This window comes from Microbacterium zouquanmingi, assembly GCF_052266675.1.
Classification (GTDB): Bacteria; Actinomycetota; Actinomycetes; order Actinomycetales; family Microbacteriaceae; genus Microbacterium.
In genome coordinates this window covers 357,757-382,869 of the sequence record NZ_JBQPRA010000001.1, presented here as the reverse complement: position 1 = coordinate 382,869, position 25,113 = coordinate 357,757, and the positions used below count along the sequence as shown (strand labels likewise).

27 protein-coding genes are annotated in these 25,113 nt (G+C 67.0%); 6 read left to right on the top strand and 21 right to left on the bottom strand.

The annotated features are described in order from the left end of the window. Position 1 precedes the first annotated feature (1 nt). From ACTU6V_RS01885 to ACTU6V_RS01835, 11 genes are all read right to left on the bottom strand, one after another. Entirely contained in the window at positions 2-1,609 is a 1,608-nt protein-coding gene (locus ACTU6V_RS01885) for an Ig-like domain-containing domain (RefSeq protein ID WP_443474758.1), read from the bottom strand. Continuing rightward, positions 1,599-2,369, bottom strand: a complete 771-nt coding sequence (locus ACTU6V_RS01880) for a TIGR03943 family putative permease subunit (protein ID WP_443474757.1) — start codon at positions 2,367-2,369, stop codon at positions 1,599-1,601. The genes ACTU6V_RS01885 and ACTU6V_RS01880 overlap by 11 nt, the downstream gene beginning before the upstream one ends. Continuing rightward, positions 2,362-3,417 (bottom strand): permease, encoded by a 1,056-nt coding sequence (locus tag ACTU6V_RS01875; protein ID WP_443474756.1) that lies wholly within the window; start codon positions 3,415-3,417, stop codon positions 2,362-2,364. The genes ACTU6V_RS01880 and ACTU6V_RS01875 overlap by 8 nt, the downstream gene beginning before the upstream one ends. Beyond that, positions 3,414-3,824: a Fur family transcriptional regulator gene (locus ACTU6V_RS01870; protein WP_443469831.1), complete on the bottom strand. Its 411-nt coding sequence runs from the start codon at positions 3,822-3,824 to the stop codon at positions 3,414-3,416. Before ACTU6V_RS01870 ends, ACTU6V_RS01875 begins: the two co-directional genes overlap by 4 nt. 206 nt (positions 3,825-4,030) lie before the next feature. Continuing rightward, positions 4,031-4,897 (bottom strand): metal ABC transporter permease, encoded by an 867-nt coding sequence (locus tag ACTU6V_RS01865; RefSeq protein WP_443474755.1) that lies wholly within the window; start codon positions 4,895-4,897, stop codon positions 4,031-4,033. Next, a complete protein-coding gene (locus ACTU6V_RS01860; RefSeq protein WP_443469829.1) occupies positions 4,894-5,730 on the bottom strand; it encodes a metal ABC transporter ATP-binding protein in 837 nt (278 codons plus the stop codon). Before ACTU6V_RS01860 ends, ACTU6V_RS01865 begins: the two co-directional genes overlap by 4 nt. Beyond that, positions 5,727-6,722, bottom strand: coding sequence for a metal ABC transporter solute-binding protein, Zn/Mn family (locus tag ACTU6V_RS01855; protein ID WP_443469828.1), 996 nt, complete (start codon positions 6,720-6,722; stop codon positions 5,727-5,729). The genes ACTU6V_RS01860 and ACTU6V_RS01855 overlap by 4 nt, the downstream gene beginning before the upstream one ends. Before the next feature lie 86 nt (positions 6,723-6,808). After that, complete coding sequence (locus ACTU6V_RS01850; RefSeq protein WP_443469827.1) at positions 6,809-8,152, bottom strand: dihydrolipoamide acetyltransferase family protein; 1,344 nt, start codon at positions 8,150-8,152, stop codon at positions 6,809-6,811. A 25-nt stretch (positions 8,153-8,177) separates the two neighbouring features. Beyond that, positions 8,178-9,200: an alpha-ketoacid dehydrogenase subunit beta gene (locus ACTU6V_RS01845; RefSeq protein ID WP_443469826.1), complete on the bottom strand. Its 1,023-nt coding sequence runs from the start codon at positions 9,198-9,200 to the stop codon at positions 8,178-8,180. Then, positions 9,155-10,282 carry a thiamine pyrophosphate-dependent dehydrogenase E1 component subunit alpha gene (locus ACTU6V_RS01840; protein ID WP_443474754.1) on the bottom strand — a complete coding sequence of 376 codons (1,128 nt, stop codon included), beginning with the start codon at positions 10,280-10,282 and terminating at the stop codon, positions 9,155-9,157. The genes ACTU6V_RS01845 and ACTU6V_RS01840 overlap by 46 nt, the downstream gene beginning before the upstream one ends. A 21-nt stretch (positions 10,283-10,303) precedes the next feature. Beyond that, on the bottom strand, positions 10,304-11,410 hold the full coding sequence (locus ACTU6V_RS01835; protein ID WP_443474753.1) for a histidinol-phosphate transaminase: 1,107 nt from the start codon (positions 11,408-11,410) through the stop codon (positions 10,304-10,306). 89 nt (positions 11,411-11,499) lie between these two features. Between ACTU6V_RS01835 and ACTU6V_RS01830 the strand changes: the two genes are divergently transcribed. Beyond that, positions 11,500-11,901, top strand: a complete 402-nt coding sequence (locus ACTU6V_RS01830; RefSeq protein WP_417509434.1) for a phage holin family protein — start codon at positions 11,500-11,502, stop codon at positions 11,899-11,901. Positions 11,902-11,903: 2 nt separating this feature from the next. On the opposite strand, the gene ACTU6V_RS01825 is transcribed toward ACTU6V_RS01830, so the two are convergent. Continuing rightward, complete coding sequence (locus ACTU6V_RS01825) at positions 11,904-13,199, bottom strand: hypothetical protein (protein ID WP_443474752.1); 1,296 nt, start codon at positions 13,197-13,199, stop codon at positions 11,904-11,906. Then, positions 13,196-13,459 carry a hypothetical protein gene (locus tag ACTU6V_RS01820; RefSeq protein WP_443474751.1) on the bottom strand — a complete coding sequence of 88 codons (264 nt, stop codon included), beginning with the start codon at positions 13,457-13,459 and terminating at the stop codon, positions 13,196-13,198. Before ACTU6V_RS01820 ends, ACTU6V_RS01825 begins: the two co-directional genes overlap by 4 nt. Positions 13,460-13,637: 178 nt before the next feature. On the opposite strand from ACTU6V_RS01820, the gene ACTU6V_RS01815 reads away from it, so the two are divergent. From ACTU6V_RS01815 to ACTU6V_RS01805, 3 genes are read left to right on the top strand one after another with little or no spacing between them, the layout of a single operon-like run. After that, positions 13,638-14,129 carry a low molecular weight protein-tyrosine-phosphatase gene (locus ACTU6V_RS01815; protein ID WP_443469850.1) on the top strand — a complete coding sequence of 164 codons (492 nt, stop codon included), beginning with the start codon at positions 13,638-13,640 and terminating at the stop codon, positions 14,127-14,129. A gap of 47 nt (positions 14,130-14,176) precedes the next feature. Beyond that, entirely contained in the window at positions 14,177-15,535 is a 1,359-nt protein-coding gene (gene purB, locus ACTU6V_RS01810) for an adenylosuccinate lyase (RefSeq protein WP_443474750.1), read from the top strand. A gap of 42 nt (positions 15,536-15,577) precedes the next feature. Then, entirely contained in the window at positions 15,578-16,333 is a 756-nt protein-coding gene (locus ACTU6V_RS01805; RefSeq protein WP_443469820.1) for a patatin-like phospholipase family protein, read from the top strand. 3 nt (positions 16,334-16,336) lie between these two features. Here the strand turns inward: ACTU6V_RS01805 and ACTU6V_RS01800 are convergent, their stop codons facing one another. The 5 genes from ACTU6V_RS01800 to ACTU6V_RS01780 are packed head-to-tail and all read right to left on the bottom strand — an operon-like array spanning position 16,337 to position 20,353. Further along, positions 16,337-16,969 (bottom strand): YoaK family protein, encoded by a 633-nt coding sequence (locus ACTU6V_RS01800; protein ID WP_443469819.1) that lies wholly within the window; start codon positions 16,967-16,969, stop codon positions 16,337-16,339. A gap of 34 nt (positions 16,970-17,003) precedes the next feature. After that, entirely contained in the window at positions 17,004-17,363 is a 360-nt protein-coding gene (locus ACTU6V_RS01795; protein ID WP_443469818.1) for a hypothetical protein, read from the bottom strand. Continuing rightward, positions 17,360-18,028, bottom strand: a complete 669-nt coding sequence (locus ACTU6V_RS01790) for an acyl-CoA synthetase (protein WP_443469817.1) — start codon at positions 18,026-18,028, stop codon at positions 17,360-17,362. The genes ACTU6V_RS01795 and ACTU6V_RS01790 overlap by 4 nt, the downstream gene beginning before the upstream one ends. Before the next feature lie 36 nt (positions 18,029-18,064). Further along, positions 18,065-18,889 (bottom strand): sulfurtransferase, encoded by an 825-nt coding sequence (locus ACTU6V_RS01785; RefSeq protein WP_443474749.1) that lies wholly within the window; start codon positions 18,887-18,889, stop codon positions 18,065-18,067. A gap of 3 nt (positions 18,890-18,892) precedes the next feature. Continuing rightward, entirely contained in the window at positions 18,893-20,353 is a 1,461-nt protein-coding gene (locus tag ACTU6V_RS01780) for a coiled-coil domain-containing protein (protein ID WP_443474748.1), read from the bottom strand. Positions 20,354-20,576: 223 nt separating this feature from the next. Here ACTU6V_RS01780 and ACTU6V_RS01775 point away from each other — a divergent pair, with 223 nt between their 5' ends. Together ACTU6V_RS01775 and ACTU6V_RS01770 are read left to right on the top strand one after the other, a co-directional pair. Then, positions 20,577-21,548, top strand: a complete 972-nt coding sequence (locus ACTU6V_RS01775; RefSeq protein WP_443474747.1) for an acetylxylan esterase — start codon at positions 20,577-20,579, stop codon at positions 21,546-21,548. A 62-nt stretch (positions 21,549-21,610) separates the two neighbouring features. Further along, a complete protein-coding gene (locus tag ACTU6V_RS01770) occupies positions 21,611-21,946 on the top strand; it encodes a helix-turn-helix domain-containing protein (RefSeq protein WP_443469813.1) in 336 nt (111 codons plus the stop codon). Between the two features lie 96 nt (positions 21,947-22,042). On the opposite strand, the gene ACTU6V_RS01765 is transcribed toward ACTU6V_RS01770, so the two are convergent. From ACTU6V_RS01765 to ACTU6V_RS01755, 3 genes are all read right to left on the bottom strand, one after another. Next, positions 22,043-22,642, bottom strand: coding sequence for a ClpP family protease (locus ACTU6V_RS01765; RefSeq protein ID WP_443469812.1), 600 nt, complete (start codon positions 22,640-22,642; stop codon positions 22,043-22,045). Next, positions 22,639-23,262 carry a ClpP family protease gene (locus ACTU6V_RS01760; protein WP_443469811.1) on the bottom strand — a complete coding sequence of 208 codons (624 nt, stop codon included), beginning with the start codon at positions 23,260-23,262 and terminating at the stop codon, positions 22,639-22,641. Before ACTU6V_RS01760 ends, ACTU6V_RS01765 begins: the two co-directional genes overlap by 4 nt. Positions 23,263-23,347: 85 nt before the next feature. Beyond that, on the bottom strand, positions 23,348-24,895 hold the full coding sequence (locus ACTU6V_RS01755) for a hypothetical protein (RefSeq protein ID WP_443469810.1): 1,548 nt from the start codon (positions 24,893-24,895) through the stop codon (positions 23,348-23,350). Positions 24,896-25,113: the final 218 nt, after the last annotated feature.

Genomic DNA, 25,113 nt, shown 5'->3' with positions numbered 1-25,113 from the left:
CTCAGAAGGCCGGGGCGATCTGACACCACGACACGTCGAATCCGGTGAGGGCGACGAGCTCCTCACCGGTGCGCAGGTCGAGCAGGTGCGTCTCGAGATTCTTCGGAAGGGGCACGAGCATATTGTCGTAGGGGTTCTCGACGAGCTTCGGGGCAACCGTCACCGCGGCGTACTGCCCGCTCGGCGACGGGCACGCCTGCAGGATCGCACTGCCGGACTCGACCTCGAGCACGGGTTCTGCGATCCCGTCGTCGCCAACGCGGATGATCGCCTGACCGGTCGGCAGTCCGCTCTCGTCGCGCGCGACAATGTGGCGCAGAGTGCCGCCGGGGAACGGAGTGATCGTCTTCGAGGGGCCGAAGTCGGGGTCGGATGCCGCAAGCGGAGTCTCCGTGCCGTCGGCGAGATCCAGCTCGATGATGCTCTGGTCGGCGCGGCTGATGATGGCGGTGTAGGTGCCGCGCGAAATGCCGAGCAGCTGGGAGGCCATCCCCATGTTCTGTGCGCCGGCGTCGCCGGCGCGGTCATCCAGCGAGAGGGTGCCGGCAAAATCGATGAATAGCACTGCTGCGGAATCGGGCACGAACTGCCACGACGCGATGCTCGCCTCTTCGTCGCCGACCTCGACGATCTGCGGCTCGCCCTCGCCGCTGATCGGCTGCGTCACGAGCACACTCGCGCGTCCGCTGTCTGCGGTGATCGTGCGATCGGAATACGTATAACCGACCAGGCCGCCCCGGTCGGACACCTGCACGGTGCTCACGAATCCATCTCCGGGAAGGGTGAGCTCGTGGACGTTCTTGCCCTCATGATCCATGACGAGAATGCGTGAGCCGTCGTCATCCTCGATAGCGACGACGAGCTGATTCGCGGTCGCCCGGTAGTCATTGATGCGCGGATGGGTGAAGACCGGCACTGCCCTCTCACCGGTGAGATCCGTGCGGAAGATCGAGTCGTCGTCCTCGGAGCGGTTCAGCAGGAAGATCTGAGACGCCGGCGTCGTGAACGACGTCTGAAGGTCGGATGCTGGGCCTCCGCCGCTGCTGGTCACATCGGCGACCTTCACGGTGTATTTCGTCGAGTCATCGAGCGGGACGGTGAAGCGGATGCCGACACTGCGTCCAGTGGCATCCACGGTGAACGGCACGGCTGGATCCACTGTGACCTGCGACTCATCGATCTCGCCCAGCGACTGGTTCGCGGTGAGGATGACCCGGCTGCCCGAGACCTGAATTGCTTCGGCGGCATCGACCTGCACCTGGCTGACGCGCGGACCCTGGAACAGACTGATCGCGCCGAGCACCCCGGTCACGAGGATCAGCACTCCGACGACACCGAGGATCGCGTAGAGGAAGCGGCGGTTCTTCCCCTGAGCCACCGCCGACCCCTGAGCCACAGCCGGCCCCTGAGCCTGTCGAAGGGTCGGCGGGTCGTCTACGGACGCTTCGACAGGCTCAGCGACCGGAGGAAGTCGAAGCGTGTCGCTCTCGGGCGCGACCGGGATCGCGGGGGCATCCTGAGCAGCGCGCTCTGCGGCCTCGCGCGCGGCGCGGGCTTCGGCGCGGCTCCTCGGGGGCTGGGGCGCCTCGGGCTGGTCCTCAGTACTCATAGGGATCCCCGGGCTCATCGATCGCGACGACCGACTCGGGTAGCACGCGCAGCGAGCCGTCAGCATCCGCCTTGACCGTGCCGGTGACCTCGATCCACTGTCCGGTTCCGTACTCCGCCCCATCGATCGTCACCGGCACAGCCGCAGGCTGGGCGTCGATCACGCAGTGCGTGATGACCATCCGGGTGAGGTTCACCGCATCTGATTCGCCGGGGGTGACGAAGCCGACGAGCGTGACGGGAGCGCCGTCGTAGGCCTCGGGCCGCGATGCGGTCGCGAAGACGCTCGACCACTCGCCCACCCCGAAAGTGGTGGTGTCGGCAACGCCGAGCTGAGGGGTGTCTGCGCCGGCGAAGAGGGTGCCGCCAGCATCCGCTCGCGACATCGCGAGATCGACCGACAGCGACGCGGGGGGAAGAACGAGCGCACCGACGACGACCGCCGTGGCGACGACTCCTGCGGACGCCGTGCCGACGAGGGTGAGCGTGCGACGGCGCGGGGTCTCGTCTTCGTCGATCCCGTGGTCGTGGTCGTGGTCGTGGTCCGACTCTGCTCCGAGCGGCAGCGCGAATGACCAGATCGCGCCGAGGAGCACGACGACAGCGCCTGCGCACGCGAACCAGATCGATTCCGGCGCGATGAAGAGGGTGAGCCGGCCCGTCGCGGCGAGGCCGATCGTGACGACGGCGAGAACAGTGGCAAGGCCCACGCCGAGCCAGCGGGTACCGAGGGCGCGTGCGCGCGACGAGGAATCAGCCAAAGACGTTCACCCCGATCCCGATCGCGAAGGCGCTCATCACCACGACTGCGACGACCCCGACCAGAGTGCGCGCGGTGAACGTGGTGCGCAGCAGAGCGAGCATCTTGATGTCGACGAGCGGCCCGACCAGCAGGAACGCGATCAGCGCGCCTGACGAGAACGTCGACGCGAACGACAGCGCGAAGAACGCATCGACGTTGGAGCAGATCGCGACCGTCATCGCCAGCAGGATCATCGCGACGATCGACAGCACGGGGTTCGAACCGATCGCGAGGAGCATGTCGCGCGGCACGAGCACCTGGACTGCTCCGGCGAGCGCTGAACCGATCACGAGCGCGGGCATGACCGCGCGGAGCTCGATGAGGAACTGCGTGAGACTGCGACGCGTCGGCGTGCCGTGCTCGTGCGTGACGCGCTCGCACGTCTGCGTGAACCGGCGGGTGAGCGAGGCGCCGGGGTTGGACTGAAGACTGTAGATCCAGCCGATGAGGTTGGCGATCAGGTATCCGCCGACGAGGCGAGCGATGAGGATGCCACCGTCGAAGCCGAACGCGGCATGCGTGGTGATGATGACGATCGGGTTCACGATGGGAGCGGCGATGAGAAAAGTCATCGCCTCGGCGGGCGCAAGACCGCGCATCATGAGTCCGCGCGCGAAGGGCACGTTTCCGCACTCGCAGACCGGGATCAGCATCCCGAGCAGCGAGAGGACTGCGCGCCTGGCCCAGCCAGCTTTCGGAAGCCAGCGGTGGATGAGATCCGGCGGCAGCCACACCTGCACGACGATCGAGAGCACCACGCCGAGCACGACGAACGGCAGCGCCTCGATGAGGACGCTGAGCGCAAGGGTCAGTCCGTCCTGTGCGCGGTCGGGCAGTGCGTCCTGGAACAGCGTCGGGGCGAGCCAGTCGATCAGGAAGAGCGCGGCGATGACTGCGACACCGATCGCGACGCCGATCCATGGCGAACGCGCGCGCCCGTTCCTTGAGTCCGACGAGCGCCCTGAGCCTGTCGAAGGGTGCGGCCGCGTCGACGTGGGGCTGCTCACGCCTGTCCTTCGGCCGCGCGCTCATTGGCGCACGGCGTGCACAGCCCGAAGATGTCGACGACGTGCTCTGCGTCGGTGAAGCCGTGCAGGGCCGCGGTGCGCTGCGCCCAGGCTTCGACGTCCTTCGCTTCGATCTCGACGGTCAGCCCACACGATCGGCAGATCAGGTGATGGTGGTGACCCTCGCTCGTGCAGGCGCGGTAGAGCGCCTCGCCCTCGGGGCTCTGCAGCGAGTCGGCGTCGCCGGCAGCGGCGAGACCCGACAGTGCTCGGTAGACCGTGGCCAGGCCGATGCCGGTGTTCTCTTCGCGAAGAGTAGCGTGCAGACCCTGTGCGCTCACGAAACCGCGCGCGTCGGCGAGCGCTTCGCGCACGCGTTCGCGCTGCCAGGTGTTCCGCTGAGCCATGCCCTTGATTCTAGGCCGGAAGCGTTGTGCCGGTCCTGGGAACGGCGCTGCGCCGCACGGGGCAGCCGCTCGCAGCAGTCGCACGCAGCAGTCCATCACCGGGCACGCGCATAACTCCTGAACTTTTTGTCGGCCGGAAGCGAGCGCCCGCGGAAACTCGCGGTTCTCAGCGCCCGTCGCCGCGGTCAGGGCGGAAAGTTCAGGAGTTATGCGCGCGCGCCGCGCCGCACCCGCCCGCGGATGCGCTGTGCGATCCAGCATCCGACGTAGATGAGGAACGAGATCGTGGTGATGTACGGGCTCACCGGAAGCGTGCCGGCGAGTGCGAGCAGGATGCCCCCGACCGCAGAGACGAACCCGAACAGTGCTGCCAGCAGCGGAACCGCCAGTGGGCCTGCGGTCACCCGCATGGCGGCGGCCGCCGGCGTCACCAGCAGCGCCATCACCAGCAGCGCGCCGATGATGTGCACACTGACGGCGACGATGAGCCCGAGCAGCACCATGAACGTCAGGCTCACGAGCCTGGTCGGGATGCCGCGCGCCGACGCCGCGATCGGATCGAGGGAGTCGAATCGCAGCGGGTTCCACATCAGCAGCAGCCCCAGCAGCACGACCACGCTGATCCCGATCAGCCAGCCGAGGTCGGGGCTGGAGACCGACACGATCTGCCCGGTGAGCAGACTGAAGCGGTTCGCGCTTCGGCCGTCGTAGAGCGAGAGGAACAGGATGCCGAGACCGAGGCCGAACGGCATGAGAACGCCGACGATCGAGTTGCGGTCACGCGCCTTGGACCCGAGGATGCCGATGAGGATCGCCGCGACCAGCGCACCGCCGAGCGATCCCGCCACGACGCTCCCGCCGAACAGCAGCGCTGCTGCGGCACCGGCGAAGGACAGTTCGCTGACCCCGTGCACCGCGAACGCGAGATCGCGCTGCATGACGAAGACGCCGATCAGCCCGCCGACGACGCCGAGCACGGCACCGGCGATGATCGAGTTGGCCAGCAGCGCGACGAGGGCCCCGTAGTCCTGGAACGAGAAGACGTCACTCCAGTCGAGCAGCGGCACGATCATGCGTCGTCCTCGTCGTGGTCGTGGTGCGGCGTGGTGTCCGGAGCGCCGACGACGACCAGCCGGTCACCGGCGCGCAGCACGAACACCGGGGTTCCGTACAGGTCGGTGAGCACGCGGCTCTGCAGCACCTCGTCGGGCGTCCCGAGCACGAAGCGTCCACCGGCGATGTAAAGGATGCGGTCGACTCGGCCGAGGATCGGGTTGATGTCGTGGGTGACGAAGAGCACTGCGGCGTCTCGGTCTTTACGCTGTCGGTCGATGATCTCGGTGATCCCGACCTGGTTGGCGAGGTCGAGGTTCGACAACGGCTCGTCGCACAGCAGGAGCGTTGGCTCATCGGCGAGCGCCTGTCCGACCCGCAGCCGTTGCTGCTCGCCTCCGGAGAGCAGACCCACCGGGCGCTCTGCGAAGTGGGATGCACCCACGCCGTCGAGGAGGGCGTCGACTCTAGCCCGGTCGCCACGGCGCGGAATCGGGAATCCGAACCGTGTGCCGCTGACGCCGAGAGCGACGACATCGCGGGCGCGCATGCTCGTGTCGGGCGGGAGGGGACGCTGCTGCGGAATGTAGCCGATGCGTGGATTTCCCCTGTGCACAGGCTGGCCCGCAACCCGGATGCTGCCGTTGCTGAGCGGCTGCAGACCCAGAATCGCCCGCATCAGCGTCGTCTTACCCGACCCGGAGGGCCCGAGCACCGCGATGAACTCGCCGGGCTCGACCGTCAGATCCAGGCCGGACCACAGCTCGCGGTCGTCTCGCCGGAGAGCTGCGCCGCTGATCTCGAGGACTGGACCTGAGCCCGCCCCCTGAGCCCGACGAGCGACCGCACTCACGAACGGAGCGCGTCGGCGAGGCTCTGAATCGCGTCGTGCATCCACTCAGAGTACGACGATCCTTCCTCGAGCAGCTCCGTAAACGCCACGATCGGGATGCCAGCAGTCTTCGCAGCATCCTCGACGCGCTCGGTTTCGCCACCACCGGTCTGCGCATTGGTGAGCACGACCTTCACGTCGCCGCTCTCGATGATCTTGAGGGACTCGAGGATCGTGGCGGGCGGGACGTCGCGCCCCTCTTCCACTGCGGCAGCGAAGCCTTCCGGGGCGAGGTCGCTGAGACCAGCGGATGCTGCGATGTAGCCGGGCAGAGGTTCGGTGATGAAGGCTCCGGCACCGTGCGCCTCGGCCTTGATCGCCTCGAGTTCGGCCTCGGCTGCTTCGAGGTCGGCGATGATCTCATCGGCCGCGGCGGTGAAATCGGCAGCGCCATCGGGGTCGACTTCGCCGAGCTCGTCAGCGAGCCCCTCGACGACGTGGATCATCGTGTGAGGGTCGAACCAGACGTGCTCGTTGAAGCCCTCGATGTGGTCGTGGCCCTCGTGATCCCCCTCGTCGGCGTGGGCGTGGTCGTGGCCTTCTTCCCCTTCGGCCGCTTCGTGCTCATCCGCATCGCCGTCGTGCCCGGCGTTGCCGGGGTAGTCGTGTGAGAACTCGACCGCCGTGAACACATGTGCATCGGATCCGTCGAGAAGCGTGTCGATGAACGCGTCGTACCCGCCGCCGTTCCGGGCGACCAGATCGGCACCCTGCACGGCCAGGCGATCGCGCGCGGTCGCCTCATAGGAGTGCGGGTCGTGAGCTGCCGAGTCGATGATCGTGGTGACGTCGACCCGGTCGCCGCCGATCTGCTCGAGGAGCGAGCCGTACACATTCGTGCTCGCCGTGACACGGATGAGTCCGTCATCAACGTCGTCGCTCGTCGTACCGGAGCATCCGGCGAGAACGAGCACGGATGCGGCAAGGATCGCGGCGGCGTTGAATTTCTGCATGCTCCGATATTACACGCTAATGAGAATCATTATCACCACGGGCGGGTGCGCACCGCTGCATCCGCCCCCTCACCTGCTGAGCGAGCTCAATCGACGAGGAGCGCGGGCTCCTCGAGAATCGAAGCGACGTCGGCGATGAAGCGGCTCATGCCATCCCCGTCGACGACGCGGTGGTCGAAGGAGCCTGCGACCGTGGTGACATAGCGGGGGCGCACCTCACCGTCGACGACCCACGGCTTCTGCGTGATCGTGCCCATCGCGAGGATTCCCGCTTCACCCGGGTTGATGATCGGGGTGCCAGCATCCATCCCGAACACACCGATGTTGGTGATCGTGAACGTGCCGCCCTGCTGATCCGCCGGAGGCGTCTTGCCATCGCGGGCCGTGAGCGTGAGCCGGTTCAGCGCACGGGCGAGGTCCTTCATGCTCAGCTCCTGCGCGTCCTTGATGTTCGGAACGAGCAGCCCGCGCGGAGTCGCCGCTGCGATTCCGAGGTTCACGTAATGACGCACCGCGATCTCGGCGCCATCCTCGGCCTCGACCCAGGCAGCGTTCACCATCGGGTTGCGCCGCACAGCCCAGATCACAGCACGAGCCACGATCAGAAGCGGTGAGACGCGGATGTCGGCGTAGTCCGGCGACGACTTCAGCCGCTTGACGAGCTCCATCGAGCGGGTGGCATCGACCTCTTTCCACACCGTCACGTGCGGTGCGGAGTAGGCGCTCTGAACCATCGCCGAAGCGCTGACCTTGCGCACGCCCTTGACGGGGATCGACTCGGTGCGCTCAGCATCCGCCCCCGTCGGCCGCGGCGTGGGCGCGATCCCGCGCGCAAGGCCGCCCGGCGCATTGGTCGGTGCCGGCACGATCTCTTCGCGCACCGCACCCCACTCGGGGGTCTCGATGTTGCGGAAGACACTCGCCTGCGATGCGTGCTTCATCACATCATCGCGGGTGACCTCGCCGTCAGCGCCGGTCGCGGAGACCGTCGAGAGGTCGACGCCGAGGTCGCGAGCGAGCTTGCGGATCGGGGGCTTCGCGATCACGCCGACCGATGAGCGCACTGGCCGCACGGCGGGACGAGTACGGCGAGATGTTGCGCCGGCACCGGTTCCGTAGCCGACGAGCACCGCGCCGCCTGCTTCCTCTGCCGCCGGCGCCGCGGGGGCCGAAGGAGCAGCGGCGGCGGCATCCGATTCGAAGCTGATGATCGGCATGCCGACCTCGACGGTGGCGCCTTCGGCCGCGAGCAGTTCGCCGACGACGCCCGCATAGGGAGACGGGAGCTCGACGAGGGACTTCGCGGTCTCGATCTCGACGATCACATCATTGATCGCAACCGTGTCACCGGGGGCGACCTTCCACGTGACGATCTCAGCCTCGGTGAGGCCCTCGCCGACATCCGGGAGGGTGAAGTTCTGCGTGCTCATGATGACGCCTTTCGGAAAAGCGGGCTCAGTAGGCCATCGACCGGTCGACGGCTTCGAGAATGCGGTCAGCATCCGGCAAGAACGTTCCCTCGAGGTTCGCCGGAGGGAAGGGGGCGTCGTAGCCCGACACCCGCAGCACGGGCGCCTCCAGCGCGTAGAAGGCACGCTCCATCACGGTCGCGGCGATCTCGCTGCCGACGCTGATGTGGGCCGGAGCCTCTTGCGCGTAGACCATGCGACCGGTCTTGCGCGCCGAATCGAGGATGGGGCCGTAATCGACCGGCGACAGCGAGCGCACATCGACGACTTCGCAGCTGGTTCCCTCGCCTTCGGCGAGCGCAGCCGCCTGCAGCAGCGTCGTCACCATCGCCCCGTGACCTACGAGAGTGATGTCGGTTCCCGTGCGGACTACGCGCGAGGTGTGCAGCGGCACGGCCGACTGCTCGAGGTCGACCTCGCCCTTCTGCCAGTACTTGCTCTTGGGCTCGAGGAAGATGACCGGGTCGTTCGAGGCGATGGCCTCTTGAATCATCCAGTACGCGTCGTTCGGCGTCGACGGCGAGACCACGCGCAGACCCGGAGTGTGCGCGAAGTACGCCTCTGGGCTCTCCTGGTGGTGCTCGATGGCGCCGATGTGTCCGCCGTATGGAATCCGGATCACGATCGGCATCGACACCGCGCCCTCGTGCCGGTTGGTGAGCTTCGCGAGCTGCGAGGTGATCTGATCGAAGGCGGGGAAGACGAAGCCGTCGAACTGGATCTCGCACACCGGGCGGAATCCCGCCATGGCGAGGCCGATCGCGGTTCCGACGATGCCGGATTCAGCGAGCGGGGTGTCGAGGACGCGCTTCTCGCCGAAGTCGCGCTGCAGGTGCTCGGTGATGCGGAAGACACCGCCGAGCTTTCCGATGTCCTCACCCATGAGCAGGACCTTCGGGTCGTTCTCCATCGCAGCACGCATGCCGGCGTTGAGTGCTTTGGCAAGCGGCATGGTCTCGAGAGTCACTGAGCTCCCCCTTCGAACGATGCCTCGTACTGCTCGCGCCATGCGCGCTGCTCCTCCATGAGCGGATGCGGATCGCTGTACACGTGATCGAAGATCGTGTTCACCGGCGGCGGGCCGAGTTCGAGAGTGCGCACGCGCAGGTCGTCGGCTGCCGCGGCGCCCTCGGCATCCACGTCATCAAAGAAGGATGCCGATGCGCCCTTGTTCTCGAGGAAGGCGCGCATGCGCGTGACCGGATCGCGCTTCTCCCACGACTGCTCCTCGTCGGCTGTGCGGTACTTCGATGGGTCGTCGCTGGTCGTGTGCGCACCGAGCCGGTAGGTCTCGGCCTCGATCGCGCGCGGCCCGCGGCCTGCGCGCGCCTCGTCCAGCGCGATGCGCGAGACGGCGTAGCTTGCGAGCACGTCGTTGCCGTCCACGCGAACGCTCGGGATGCCGTAGCCGGCGCTACGCTGCGCGAATGGAGCCCTGGTCTGGGTCGCGACAGGGACCGAGATCGCCCACTGGTTGTTCTGCAGGAAGAACACGGTGGGCGTCTGGTAGCTGGCGGCGAACACCATGGCCTCGTGCACATCGCCCTGGCTGGAGGCGCCGTCGCCGTAATAGACGATGACAGCCTCATCGCGCTCGGGGTCGCCGGTCCCACTGCGACCGTCGAAGGCGAGCCCCATCGCGTACCCGGTGGCGTGCAGGGTCTGCGACCCGAGCACCAGGGTGTAGAGGCGTGTGTTGCCGTTGGCCGGGTCCGTGGGATCCCAGCCGCCGTGCGAGACGCCGCGCATGAGCTTGATGATGCCGAGCGGATCGACGCCGCGGATGCGGGTGACCGCGTGCTCCCGGTACGAGGGGAAGATCGTGTCCTGTGCGCGCGCGGCACGCGCGGAGCCGACCTGAGCGGCTTCCTGTCCGCGGCTCGGTGGCCACAGGGCGAGCTGGCCCTGTCGCTGCAGGTTGGTCGCCTGATTGTCGATGGCGCGGATGACGACCATGTCGCGATAGAACTGCTCGAGTTCCGCGTCACTGATCGCTTCGATCAGTGGCAGATACTGCTCTGCGGCGGCGTTGGGCGCGTAAGTGCCATCCGCCTCCAGGACGCGGACGAATTCGGTCTCTGACGAAGTCACCGTTCTACGCTATCCGCTCTCTCAGATCTCTTGCTGGAGGGGTGCCACAACGGATTGCGCAACCTGTAGGACCTTCTCCACGGATTCATGCTCGCCGACGGATATACGGATGCCGTCGCCGGAGAACGCCCTCACGACGACGTCGGCGGCATGGAAGGCCGCGGCGATCTCGATGGTGCGCTCACCCGTGGGCAGCCACACGAAGTTCGACTGGCTGTCCGGCACCGCCCATCCCTGTGCGCGGAGCGCTGCGACGAGGGTGGTGCGCCGCTCGACGATCACTGCAACGCGCTGCAGCAGCTCGGCTTCTGCGTCGAGGCTCGCGATGGCGCCGATCTCGGCTGCGGAGGTCACCGAAAGCGGGACGCCGGTCGCACGAGCCGCATCGAGCACTTTCGAGTGTCCGATCGCGTAGCCGACACGGAGGCCGGCGAGCCCGTACGCCTTGGAGAAGGTGCGCAGCACGACGACGTTCGGATGCTCCTCGAAGACCCGCTCCCCGAGGCCGTCGACGGCGCCTTCGGCGGTGACGAACTCGGCGTATGCCTCATCGAGAATGATCAGTACGTCGGCGGGGACGCGCTTCACGAACGCGGCGAACTCGGCGCTGGTGATGATGGGACCGGTGGGGTTGTTCGGCGTGCAGACGATGATCGCGCGGGTGCGGTCGGTGACGGCATCCGCCATGGCATCGAGGTCGTGGCGTCCGGTGAGGTCGAGGTCGTCCGACTCGATGAGCGGCACCTGCACCCCTGTCGCCCCCGAGACGAGCACGAGTCCCGGGTACGCCTCGAACGAGCGCCAGGCGTAGACGATCTCGTCGCCGACGGATGCTGCGGCCTGCACGAGCTGGTACAGGATGGCGACGCTGCCGCTGGCGACGTGTACCTCGTCGAGCTCGACGCCGTAGCGGGCGGCGAGGCGTTCGCGCAGGCGCGTGGCGGATGCATCCGGGTACCGGTTGATCGGGGTGGTGCTCTCGAGCGCCTCGATGACCGACGGGAGGGGTTCGAACGGGTTCTCGTTGCTGGAGAGCTTGAACGCGTCGGGGCCCGCCTGCTTGCCCTGCCGGTACGGCGCGAGGGCGGCGATCTCAGGACGAATGCGGGGAAGGATCGGCTCGGTCACGGGCTCAGTCTACGAGTGGCGCCGCCGGACGCAATCGACGCACGGGCACCATCGACGCACGGCTGATCGCGTGCAAGACTGAATTCACTATGCGCTTCATCATCCGAGTCGTCATCAACGCGTTCGCCCTGTGGGTGGTGACGCTGATCCCTGCACTGCAGGTCGACATCACTGCGTTCCCTCCCGGCGAGATGCTGCAGTTCGTGCTGACCCTGCTCGCGGTCGGCGCGATCTTCGCGCTCGTGAACACGATCATCGGGACGGTCATCAAGATCATCGCGTTCCCGCTGTACATCCTCACTCTCGGCCTGATCGGCTTAATCATCAACGGCTTCCTGCTGTGGCTGACTGCCTGGATCACGTCGGGCTTCGGCTGGGGCCTGACGCTCGGATCGTTCTGGTGGGGCGTGCTCGCGGCGATCATCATCGCGATCATCAACGCCGTGTTCGGCGGCATCCTGCGCCCGCAGAAGAACAAGCGTCGCGACTGACCTCACTCCCGTTTCGCGACGTATTCCGTCGACTCGATCGATACGGCGTCGTTCAGCTCTCGCATCTTGTCGCGCCATGCTTCCAGGCGCACGTCGTCGGATGCTTCGAGCAGTTCTGCAGTCTCGATGTACTGATCCTCGAAATGCGTGTGAACCCAGAGATCATGCATCACTCGTGGCGGATCGCCGACCCGGGTGACGACCATGCTGTCGGCAGACCCGGTCCCCGCGGGCACCCCACCACCGGCGAGACTGCTCACGATGTCATCGGTATGGCGCAGTTCTATCAGCAGCTGATGGTCGCTGACGCTCGGATGCACAGGGCTGCCCGCAGTCACCTGCACCGTCACGTCGAACTCGCTCTGCGATGACAGGTACGCCGAATTCATCGCGCCCTGAGAATGGGCGTAGACATGCACGTCATCGCCGGCCTGGGCGCCCGACTCTCTCAACGCCTCGAGCGTCGCCGCGTACGACGCGGACTCCTGGCCGGTGTACAGCTCGATGTTCGACTTCACGTCGAAGGGGTTCTCTCCGCCGTATCCGCCCGATTGCGTTCCCTTCTCGTAGAGCACGAACTTCCGCGACCCATCGGGCATGGTGTATTTCTCGACTTTGATCTGGGCGCCCCCAGCGTCCGGAAGCCGTCTGAGTCCCTCGGCGATCGTGTTCGGCGGCCCGATCGGCGATGCAGACCGCACGGGCGTGACCGAGATGGGTCCGCCATTCCCGCTCAGGCGCGCGCCGGGCGGCAATCGCCCGATGCCTGCCGCGCCCAGCATCGTCGACATGGCGAACAGCACTCCCGTATCGAGGCTCGTGCCGACGCCCTTCCACTCCAGCTCATACTGATCGTCGAGGCCCTCGAAGCGTCCCTTCTGCCACCCGGCCAGCAGCCACACTCGCATCTCACTCACCCGCGGATCAGATACTTCGAGCTCTGCGATGCGATCCAGGAGACCATCAGACGGCGCCTTGCCCTGGATGGCGAGCGCGTGTAGCTCGACCCTGCGCTCGACGAGTTCGTACGCATCGGCCATCAACGCGGCGCCCTCCCCCGCGGTCTGGCACTCCGCCTGCAGAGCCTCCGCCCGGTCGGCACTCCCCCACAACGCCGTGCTGTCGAGCACGCCGGAGGCGCCGGGCACCGAGACGAGGCATCCGTGCGCGCGACGGGCTGCGGCCGCGGCATCCGCGAGTCTCGGCGCGAGCGCGATGAGCGCATCGGCCACCGCGCGAAGCGCATCGGGATCGACGGCGATCGCACCGCCGTGCGTGACCTCGATCTCGTCGCTCATGACGCCAGTAGCGTCTGGACCTCATGCAGGCGATTCTCGAGCTCGCCGACTTCTCCTGCCGTTCGGGCTCTGAGGTCGATGAGAAGCTCGTGCAGCGCCATCACTCCCTTCGCGTGCCATTCACTGTCGGCGATGAGTGGGACGAGCGCCGCCGCCGCCTCTTCGTGTGCGGCGATCGCATCGCGCAGCGCTCGCTGTGCCGAACAACAGGCGAACAGGGCATCAGAGGCAAGAGCGTCGGCCGCGATGAAATTCAACATGAGGCAAGGATGATCCGCCCCCACACCGCCCGAATACCGAGAACCCACGAACCGTGCGAACTCCGCGCCGAACAATCGCTGTGCAGAACGAGTCGGTGACCTGCACAATGGAGGGGTGTCCCCGACGGATCCCTTCCGCGTCCTCTTCGTATGCACGGGAAACATCTGCCGCTCGCCCATGGCCGAGGTGGTCTTCCGCGACCTCGCCGAACATCAGGGCCTCGGGTCACACATCGTCTCGACCAGCGCCGGCACGAGCGAGTGGCACGTGGGAGAGCGTGCGGACGTGCGCACCATCGAAGCACTCGAACGCCGCGGATACGACGGCTCCCGCCACCGCGCGAAACCGTTCACCGCGGCATCCTTCACCGACAACGACCTGATCGTCGCACTCGACCGCACCCACGAGCGCATCCTGCGCCAGTGGGCGCGCGACGAAGATCAAGAGGGCAAGGTCACCCTTCTGCTCGCCTACGATCGCGCAGCCGAAAGCCTCGATGTCCCCGACCCTTACTACGCTGACACCGCAACGTTCGATTCGGTGCTGGCTATGATTGAAACGGCGAGCCGAGGCCTGTTCCGTCAGCTCGAACCCGCGCTGCGCAGCAATCGCGGGGTGCGCGCTCAGCCCCGCACGACGCCATCGCAGCACACGTCGCCCCAGAACTGAGGGGCCCGATCAGGAGGACTCCCCTGACTACCCCGAACGCTTTCCCCGTGCAGCCCCTGAGCCCGCTCGATGGCCGTTACCGCTCCGCAGTCGCCCCTCTGGGCGACTACCTCTCCGAGGCGGGCCTGAACCGCGCCCGCGTCGAGGTCGAGGTCGAGTGGCTCATCGCTCTCACCGATCGCTCGCTGTTCGAGACCTCTCCCATGGCGGATGCTGACAAGGAGCGCCTGCGCGGCCTCTACCGCGACTTCGGCCAGGCCGAGATCGACTGGCTGGCGGAGAAAGAGGCCGTCACCCGCCACGACGTCAAGGCCGTCGAGTACCTCGTGCGCGACCGGCTCCAGGCCCTCGGGCTCGACTCCATCGCCGAGCTCACCCACTTCGCGTGCACGAGTGAAGACGTCAACTCCGTCTCTTACGCGCTGACCGTCAAGCGCGCGGTCCAGAACGTCTGGCTCCCCGGCCTGGATGCCGTGATCGCCAAGCTCCGCGAGTTGACCGTCGAGCAGGCGGATGCCGCCATGCTCTCCCGCACGCACGGACAGCCCGCGACGCCCTCGACCATGGGCAAGGAGCTCGCCGTCTTCGCATGGCGTCTGGAGCGCGTACGCGCCCAGATCGCAGCATCCGACTACCTGGCGAAGTTCTCCGGCGCGACCGGCACCTGGTCAGCGCATCTTGCGGCTGACCCCGACGCCGACTGGCCCACCATCGCCCGCGAGTACGTCGAGGGACTGGGTCTGGGCTTCAACATCCTGACCACCCAGATCGAATCGCATGACTGGCAGGTCGAGCTCTACGACCGGGTGCGTCACGTCGGCGGCATCCTGCACAACCTCGCGACCGACATCTGGACTTACATCTCGATCGGTTACTTCACGCAGATCCCCGTCGCCGGTGCGACCGGGTCGTCGACGATGCCGCACAAGATCAACCCGATCCGCTTCGAGAACGCCGAAGCGAACCTCGAGCTGTCGGCGGCCCTGCTCGGCTCGCTGTCGCAGACGCTGGTCACCAGCCGCATGCAGCGCGACCTCACCGACTCGACCACGCAGCGCAACATCGGCGTCGCGTTCGGGCACTCGCTGCTCGCGCTGGACAACCTGCGCCGCGGCCTCGGCGAGATCTCGCTCGCGCGCGAGGTGCTGCTCGATGACCTCGACCACAACTGGGAGGTCCTTGCCGAGGCCATCCAGACCGTCATCCGCGCAGAGGTCGTCGCCGGCCGTTCGACGATCAGCGACCCCTACGCGCTGCTGAAGGAACTCACCCGCGGTCACCGCGTCGGCGCCGCAGAGCTGGCGGAGTTCGTCGGAGGTCTCGAGATCGGAGACGCCGCCAAGCAGCGCCTGCTCGCGCTCACCCCCGCGACCTACACCGGTATCGCCGAGCGACTCGCGAAGTAGCGCGGCCGCTGCGCCACAGCAAGTCGGTGGTACGGTCACCTCGTGCCCACAGATCCGCAGCCGAACGGCGATGACGCGACCCTTGCCGTAACCCTGAGCGGCGGCGGTGCCTTCGGCGCAGCTCACGCGGGGGTGCTCCGAGTTCTCGAAGAGCGCGGCATCCGTCCGGGCATCGTGACCGGCACGAGCTCCGGCGCCCTCGTCGGATCGGCGTACGCTGCAGGTCTGGACGGCGCGGCTATCGAAGACATCACGCGCCGGTTCCGTTGGAACAGGATCGCGAAGTGGACCCTGCGGCCGCGCTGGGGACTGCTGGATACCACCATCACCACCGACGCCATCCACGGACTCCTCGGCCACGACCCGCAGATCGAGGAGCTCCCTCGCCGCTTCGGAGCCGTCGCCACAGACCTGCGCACGCGTCGCGCCGTGACGCTCACCAAGGGCCCGCTGAGTACTGCGCTGCGCGCGACGATCGCCGTCCCGGGGCTCCTCCCACCAGTGCGATCAGATGGCCGACTGCTCGCTGATGGCGGCATGATCGACAACGTTCCCCACGCGGCCGCGAAAGAGCTCGGCGCCGAGCGTGTGATCGTCGTGCATCTGCACGCGAAGTGGGAGAACGTCCGCATGATGCGCACGATCACGCAGACCGCTGACCTCGCTCGCGATCCGAACGTGATCCTGATCCAACCCGAGATGGAGCGGATGGCTCAGTGGACGATGCGTGACGTCAGCCGGCTCATCGACGAGGGTCGACGCGCGGCGAACGTCGCGCTCGATGCTGCGGTGCTTTAGCGCTCATTGCCCCTTGGGGGCTCGCCGATGGGGAAGCACGCACGCCACGACAGCCATCGCGGCGGCAATCCACAGCGATGTGGTGCCGAGTCCGTGGAAGGCGATTCCGCCGAGTGCTGCTCCCACGGCAAGAACGAACCAGAAACCTGCGGTACTCAACCAGCTCCACGGATGCGGTGTTCCGATACCCGCCACCAGCTGGTGGGCTGCCTTCACCAAGGTTCCAGTGACGTACGTCAGCCCGACCTTCACATCGGTGTCCGCAGCCAGGACCGAACTCGTCAGCCCGCCGACGACCGCGATCAGCATCACTCCGAAATGCGCCGATGCGGTGTTCGCCACGATCGCGGCCACGATGGTCAGCGCAGCCAGCAGGATCATCGCGCCGCGATGCCCCCTCGAGCCGCCCCAGCGCACGATCGATGCCCCGGCCACGCAGCCGATGAAGAACAGGATGAGCAAGGCCGCTGACACACCGACGAGGCTCCACCGACCAGTAGCTACCGCATACCCCATGACCGTTGTGTTCCCCGACATGAATGCGACGAAGTTCCCCTGAAGCACCATGAAGGCGATCGCGTCGACGAAACCAGCAAGGCCCAGCAGCCAGACACCGAGGAGCACGTCTGACGACACACGCGCAGTTTCACTCGTCATCGGATACGGGTGCTCAGGGTGACGATGATCCCGAGTTCGCGGCATCGCTCGAGGGCTCGTCGCCGGACTCTTCGTCGTACAGCACTGGACGCTCGAGCGTCTCTTTCTCGTACTCACGCGGGTCGACCGCGAGGATCAGCATCGACATGACGAGCAGCGTCACGATGAATGCGCCCCCGCCGACGACGAGTCCCAGCACGAGCGGTGTGAGACCGGTGTAGGTGCCGTTGGAGATCGCGCTGTTGACTCGCGACGTGAATGCTCCGGTCGAGACGAACGTCACGACCGCGGCGAAGATCCCGGTTCCCAGCGCAATGCCGAGCAGATGCAGCGGACGCAACAGCTCTCGACGTGTCGACTTCTTCTCGCTCACGCGGTGCCTCCCGATTCGACCGATTCGCTCGCGGATGCGCCGGAATCAGCCACCCCGTCTGTCGCAGATGCCGCACCCGATGACGAGGGACGATTCGGCGAGAAGCCGGCGATCGCGAGGAAGACCGCGACGATCGCCGTGTAGCCGCCGAACATGCCGACCGCGAGAATGATTCCAGAGAGCGTCAGCGCTCCCGCCCCATCGACCGAATACTGCAGTGCATAGTCGGACGGGATGAACACAAGCACGACCGCGAGCACGAGACCCAGCGTGCCGATCGTGATGGCGTCTTTCGAGGTCGGGTCTGTGCGGCGACCGCGAAGCCCCGCGATCAGCTCGACGAGACCGGATGCCGCAGCCCAGACGATCACGACGATGAAGAACGCACCGTCGGTGCGCCAGGTCGGGACGCTGCTGGCCATTGCCGCGAGCAGGTCGATGACAGCGAGCAGGATGAACGGCCAGCGAGTGCCGGCGGATGCAACGATCCAGGCTCCGACGATCAGAAGGAACCCGCTCGCAGCGACGAATCCACCGAACACGGCGAAGCCGACAGCGGCCGAGTGATCGGAGGAGAACGTGATCATGAGTGCGGATGCCGCAGCGAACAGCGCGCGCAGCAACTGGATGTGGCGCACAGAGAACGTGCGAGCAGGGGCAGACATGACGGATCCTCGGTCTTCCGGGGTGATCACTCCAGTCTACGCGCCCGTAGCTATGGGACGACCCGGGGTATTCGACCACGCGCTCCACGAGCCGTGGAAGATCTTCACGTCGATTCCTGCCTCCGCGAGCACCAGTGCAGTGTGGGCAGCGGTGAGCCCCGAACCGCAATAGGTCGCGACCTGTGTGTCGGCGTCGACGCCGACTGCCGCGAAGTTCGCGCGCAGCTCGTCCGCGCCGAGCAGCGTGCCGCCCTCCCCGATGTGCACGGTGGTCGGCAGGTTCACCGCACCCGGGATGTGACCTGCGATCGGATCCATCGGCTCGACCTCGCCGCGGAACCTCTCCGGTGCGCGAACGTCGAGCAGCACCCCGTGCTCGGGGAAGGCTGCCGCCTCATCGATCGTCAGGCTGTCGCCTGAGACATCGGTCAGAGTGATCATGCCGGGGGTGTACTCTGCCGATCCGCTCTCCGCATCGCCACCTGCCGCCTTCCAGGCAGCCCAGCCGCCATCCAGCACGCGCACGTCAACGCCTCCGTGCGACAGCAGCCACCAGGCTCGGGCAGCGGAAACTCCGATTCCGTCGTCGTACACGACGACGGAATCGCCGTCATCGAGACCCCAACGCCGCGCGGCATCCTGCACCTGCTCTGTCGAGGGAAGCGGATGCCGTCCTTCAGCCGGAGCGCCGGATCGCGACAGATCCTTCTCCACATCGACGAACACCGCACCGGGGATGTGACCTGCCAGATACTCCTGCTGACCGTCTGTCCTGCCCAGCTGCCACCGCACGTCGAGGACGCGCACTGCTTCCGCAGTGATCAGGCCAGCCAGTTCAGTGGCAGTCACCAGGTGGGTCATGGCTCAGTCCTCGTCGTCCTCGTCCTCGTCATCGTCCTCGTCATCGTCATCGTCATCGTCATCGTCATCGTCATCGGAATCGTCTTCCGGAGCCAACTCGATGATCTCGTCGCCCTCTTCGAGCACGTCCACGTCATCGGCGTCATCCGTGTCGCCGTCATCCGCAGCATCCGTGCCGAGCACACCGTCGGGGCGGATCAGCTCGCGCACCTCGGCCATGAAGCTGTTCAGCTGCTGCTGCTGCCAGCGCAGCTGACGGGTGCGGTCCTCAGCATCGCGCACCACGTCGGTGGTGTGACCGATGACGGTGCTGACGATCTTCTGCGCCTTCTGGCGCGCCCGGTCGAGGGTCTCGCGTGCGCGCATCTGCGCATCGGCCTCGATCGACTGCGACTGCGAGCGCATCAGCCGCTCATAGTCGTCGGCCTTGGCGGAGATCCGCTTGGAGTGCTCGAGCGACGACGCGACCTGCTCGTTCGCGTCGGTCGTGATGCGCTCGGCGTGCGCAACCGCCTGGTTGTGCAGCAGCAGGAACTCCTGCTGCGCGTCATCCTGACGGCGCGTCAGGGTCTCTTCGAACTCGAGGACGCGCGCGTTCATCTCGCGCACCTCGCGCTCAGCATCCGCTCGCTGCTGCGTCGTCTCGCGCGTGACCATCGAGCGCAGCGCGGCCGCGCCCTTCTCGGCCTCGGTGCGGACGGTTGCAGCTTCCTGCTCGGCCTGGTTGACCTTCTCGGCGGCGTGCGCGGCCTCGCGCTCAAGACGCGCCTCGTGCGCGGTGTATTCGGTGTCGATGCGTAGTCGCACCTGATCTGCATCGTTCTGGGCCTGCGTGGTGACGCGGTCGACCTCGGTGGCGAGCTCGGTGCGGCGGCCATCGATCTCCTCGCGTGCGGCCTGCAGCAGACGCTCGGCCTGCACTGCGGCGTTCTCGATGAGGACGGATGCCTGCTCCTCGGCCACGCGCAGAACGGCCTCGAACTGCAGTCGGGATCCTGCCGAGTCATCGTCACGCGGCGCATCCACGAGTTCGTTCGAGAGTGCAGTGACCTGCTGCTCGGCCTCCTCGACCTGCGCACGGGCGGCAGTGAGATCGGCCTCGAGTGCGGCGATGCGCTCCTCATCCTCGGCGCGAGCCGTGGCGATCTTCTCGTCCTGCTGCTTCTCGATCTCAGCGACTCGTGCGTCATGCTCCGCGGCGAGCTGCTCGCTCTCCGCCCGTGCGGCATCGAGTTCTTCGCGCACCGACTCGACGTCGCGACTCACGCCAGAGCGAGCATCAGCGAGCTCGTTCTCCACGCGCTGCACCTGCATGCGAAGGCCTGCGACCGCAGCGTCCACTTCACCTCGGTCGTATCCGCGGAATCCGACGGTGAAGCTGTCCTGTTCGCGCGACTGTCCTTGCGCGAGCTGATCGAAGAAATCCCCATCCTGGGTTGTGCGGTTCTCGCCGTTATCGGTCATGGGTTCCACCTTTCGGAACGGTGCGCCTCGCACGATCTCCGCGATACCGAGCCAGGTCGGAGCAAGAGGAGATGGGGCTGCGGATTTGTGAGGAGAAACGAGACTCGGAGCTCGCCGACAAGCCTAACGAGTGCACTGCCTCCGCGGGAAGCGCCGATCGAGATAACGCAGAGCCGCATGCACAGATAAACTGCCGGGCGACCCCCAAGCGAAGGACTCCGCAATGCCGCGTTTCGACCTGCCCGTAGATGAGCTGCGCACGTACCGCCCCGAAGTGGCCGAGCCCGCGGACTTCGATGACTTCTGGGAGCAGACCCTCACGGAGTCGCGTGCACTCGCGCAGCCGATCCAGCTGCGGCGCATCGACTCTCCTCTGCAGTCGGTCGAGGTCTACGACGCCACCTTCAGCGGATTCGGCGGAGACCCCGTCGGCGGGTGGCTGCTGCTGCCAGCGGGCTCCGATGAGCCGCTGCCTGCCGTCGTGGAGTACATCGGCTACGGGGGCGGGCGGGGTCTTCCGCACGAGCGTCTCGGATGGGCCGTCTCGGGTTACGCGTACTTCCTCATGGACACCCGAGGCCAGGGAAGCGTCTGGGGCACCGGCGGCACCACCGCCGATCCGCACGGCACGGGGCCCGCAGTACCGGGTTACATGACACGCGGAATCGAAGACCCGCACGACTACTACTACCGCCGGGTCTTCACCGATGCTGTGCTCGCGATCGACGCGATCCGCTCTCTCGACCGCGTCGACGCCGCCCGCGTCGCCATCTGCGGCGGGAGCCAGGGCGGTGGCATCGCGATCGCAGCGGCAGGACTCGCGACCGGCCTTGCCGCCGCGATGCCCGAAGTGCCTTTCCTGTGCCACTTCGAGCGCGCGGTGGGCATGACCGGCCGCGATCCGTACCAGGAGATCGTGCGGTATCTCGCCGTGCACCGCGAAGCCGTGACAGACGTCTTCAAGACGCTGTCGTACTTCGACGGCGTGAACTTCGCCAGGCGCGCCACCGCCCCCGCACTTTTCTCGGTCGCCCTGCTCGACCCGGTGTGCCCTCCCTCGACGGTGTACGCCGCGCACAACCGCTGGGGCGGATCATCCGAGATCGTCGATTACCACTTCAACGAGCACGAGGGTGGCCAGGGACTGCACTGGGAGAAGCAGGCGGCATTCCTCGCCGAGCAGCTCGCCGGCTGAGCGCGTTTCTGCTCTGAGCAGAACGGCTGTCGCACGTTCGGATCTCGGCGTTACCGTGAACCATGGCTGATATCCTCGCGTTCCCCCGTCCCGCACCTCGTCGCCCTGAACCGCTGTGGCGCGAGATGCTCGGCGACCAGTTGCGTCGCCTGCGTCACGAGCACGAAGAGACGCTCGGTGAGACGGCCGCCAAGGCCGGGGTCTCGCCGCAGTACCTCTCCGAGGTCGAGCGCGGACTCAAGGAGCCCTCCAGCGAGATGATCGCTGCCATCGCAGGCGCCCTTGAGACCACGCTCATCGATCTCACCAGCAGTGTGGCCGAGGAGCTGCGCTCGACCACGACGGTGGAAGCTGCCGTCGTGTCGAGCGCCCGCGGGGCTCTCGCCCTCGCGGCGTGAGTCTCTGCACGCCCGTCAGCCCAGATCACAGATGTCAGCCCAGAACCGGGATTTCCGCTGACGGGTGTGATCCGTGCTGACGAGTGTCTGCGCGGACTACTGGTTCGTCGTCCGCTCCCCAAGCACGGTGTCGATCAGTCCGTAAGCGAGCGCTGCGGATGCAGTGAACACCCGATCCCGATCGGTGTCCGCGCGCAGCGCTTCGACGGTCCGGCCGGTGTGGCGTGCGAGGGTGGACTCCAGATCCGAACGTACCCGTACCACCTCATCGGCGGCGAGGATCAGATCGGGGATCGCTCCGCGCGACTGTCCGGCCGGCTGATGGAGCACGATGCGCGCGTGCTCGAGAGCCGCTCGCTGACCGGGTGCGCCGGCCGCGGCGAGCAGCGCCGCCGGGCCGATTGCCTGACCGATCACGGTCGTCGCGACGGCAGGGCGAATGTGCTGCATCGTGTCGTAGATCGCCAGCGCCGCCCCCGGATCTCCGCCCTCGCTGTTGATGTAGAACTGGATGCCGGTGTCTGGGCTGTCTGAATCCAGATGCAGCAGTTGCGCGATCAGTGCGTTCGCCACACCGGCATCAATTCCGGTCCCGAGGTAGATGACGCGTTCTGCGAGCAGGTGCGAGTACACGTCCATGACGCGCTCGCCGCGCGGATGCTGCGCGATGACGTTCGGGATCGTGTAGCTGCTCATGACTTGGGTCCTTCCGCTCCGAGGCCGACTCGCGCTCTGCGCGGTGGCAAGATCTGTGCGAAGTCGTCGACGATCTCGTCGATGAATCCGTACTTCTGTGCTTGTGCCGCGGTGTACCAGCGATCGTGCAGCGAGTCTTCGAAGATGCGCTCCGTCGTCTGCCCGGTGTCATCGGAGATGAGGCCGAGCACCGTGTCGCGCATGTGCCGAAGATCGTCGGCCTGCGTCTCGAGCTCGCCGGCAGAACCGCCGATCCCCGCTGAGCCCTGGTGCATGAGGACCCGGGCATGCGGGAGGGCCCGCCGCTTGCCCTTCGTGCCGCCGGAGAGCAGGAACTGCCCGGCGCTGGCCGCCATGCCGAGGGCGAGGGTGGCGACGTCGTTGGGGATCAGCTTCATGAGGTCGCGGATTGCGAGCATCGATGGGACGGAGCCGCCCGGCGAGTGGATCCACAGCGCGATGTCTGATGCCGGATCCTCTGCCGAGAGGGTGAGCAGTTGCGTCATCAGCAGCGTGCCGTTGTCATCGTCGAGCCCGCCGTCGAGCACGATCACGCGTTCGTGGAACAGTGCTCGTCTGGCTTCAGGACCGAAATGCGGAATGGGTGTGTCTTCGCTCATGTCTCCACCCTGTGCGGCATCCGCGGGCAGAGAGCGTGAATCCGCTCACGGCCGATCTGCCGTGAGCGGATTCGTCTGCTGAGTCCTACGCGATCGCGAGCGTACGGCGGTGGCTGACCCGGTGACCGACCCAGAATCCGATGGCGATCAGGCCGATCAGCACTGCGCCGAGCATCCAGGGCAGCATCGACGGCGCAGCCTGTGCGGTCGCGGTTGCGAGAGTGCCCGAACCGTCGGCGATCTGGCCGTTGCCCGCGGCGAGGTCGGCGGCGCCGGCCTCGAGTCGTCCGCCGCCTTCGGCGAGGTCGCTGGATCCGCTGGCGATCGTCGTCGCACCTTCGGAGAGAGCACCGATGCCGCTGTTGAGGTCGGCGGCGCCCGCCTGCAGAGTGGCCGTGCCCTCGGCGAGCGAGGCTGCGCCGTCGTTCAGGGCCGTGGCACCGGAGTTCAGTCGTGCGGATCCCTCGCGCAGCGAGCTCGCACCGTCGGACAGCGTCGAAAGACCACCCGAGAGGCGGCTCGCGCCCGCCGTGAGGTCCGAGGTGCCGGCCTTCAGCGGCTGCAGCCCCGTGGCGAGCTGCTGCGCACCGGTGGAGAGCTGAGAGGTGCCGGCCTTGAGTGCGGTCGCACCCTGCACGAGCGCCGGAGCGCCCTGCTTCGCATCGACCAGTGCCACGGTGCCCGGCCATCCGGCAGCGGCGTTGCCATAGACCAGTGCGCCTGCTCCGGCTGCGAGGCCCTGAGCGCCTGCTGCGGCGTCGATCGTGCCCTGCGCGAGTGCTGGCGCTGCGGCAGCGGCACCGGCGATGCCGTCGACCTGCGCATCGACGCCGGCGGCAAGGGTTGCCAGCTGCTGCAGCTGCGTGTCTTCTGGATGAGCGGCGGCGAGCGCTGCCAGCCCATCAGCGAGGGTCTGCGAGTTCTGCGGCACCTCAGCCGCGACAACCGAGATCGTGGGTGCGGCGGCTGCGAGTCCGTGCAGCTGCGGGGTGACTGCGGCAGAGAGACCAGCACTCAGATTGTCGGCTCCCGTGAGTACCTGACCGGCGACCTGGTGCGCCCCTGCGACACCAGCCGCGAGGTTGGTCACGCCGCCGAGTACCTGCTGGGCGCCCGCGTCCGCGTCGCGCGCACCGGTTGCCAGGGTCTGAGCGCCGGTGACGGCGGTCTGAGCGCCGGCATCCAGCTTCTGCGCACCGGCGGTCAGGTCCTGCGCGCCAGTCAGCGCGGTCTGAGCGCCAGAGCTGAGTCGGCCAGCGCCGTCCTGAGCGCTCGCGGCACCGGCGGCGAGCGTGTCTGCACCGGCGGCAAGCGTGGCTGCGCCGGTCGAGGCACTGAGTGCGCCGGCGGCGAGCTTCTTCGAGCCGTCGTGTGCGCTGGATGCGCCATCGGCGAGGCCCTCCGTGCCCGCAGCAAGCTTGCCCGCGCCCTCAGAGAGGTCCTTCGCACCGATGGCGAGGTCGCTCGATCCCTCATGTGCGGTCACGGTTCCATCGGACAGTTCGGCCGCACCGGCGGCGATCTTTCCGGTCGTCATGAAGAAGAGCGCCACCATCACGGCAAGAAGCACGGCGAGGATGATGACAGTGATGCGCAGGCCATTGCCGTGCACGTGAGGCGTAGAACTCGTCATTGAGGCTCCAAGGATCTGTGGCGTCGTCGCCACTGGTGATCGTATGGGTGGGCTGCGGAAAGCCTCCGCGCTTTGCCACCAGGAACTAAGTTTCACGAGGATCGGTACTTGGTTTCTTGTTGGGCGTCCACAAACGCGCCTCGGAAGCGACGGGCATCGGTTGTTTTCGGTGCGCCTAAAAGGTACGTTTTCGGTGTGCCTAAAAATTATGGTCGCGT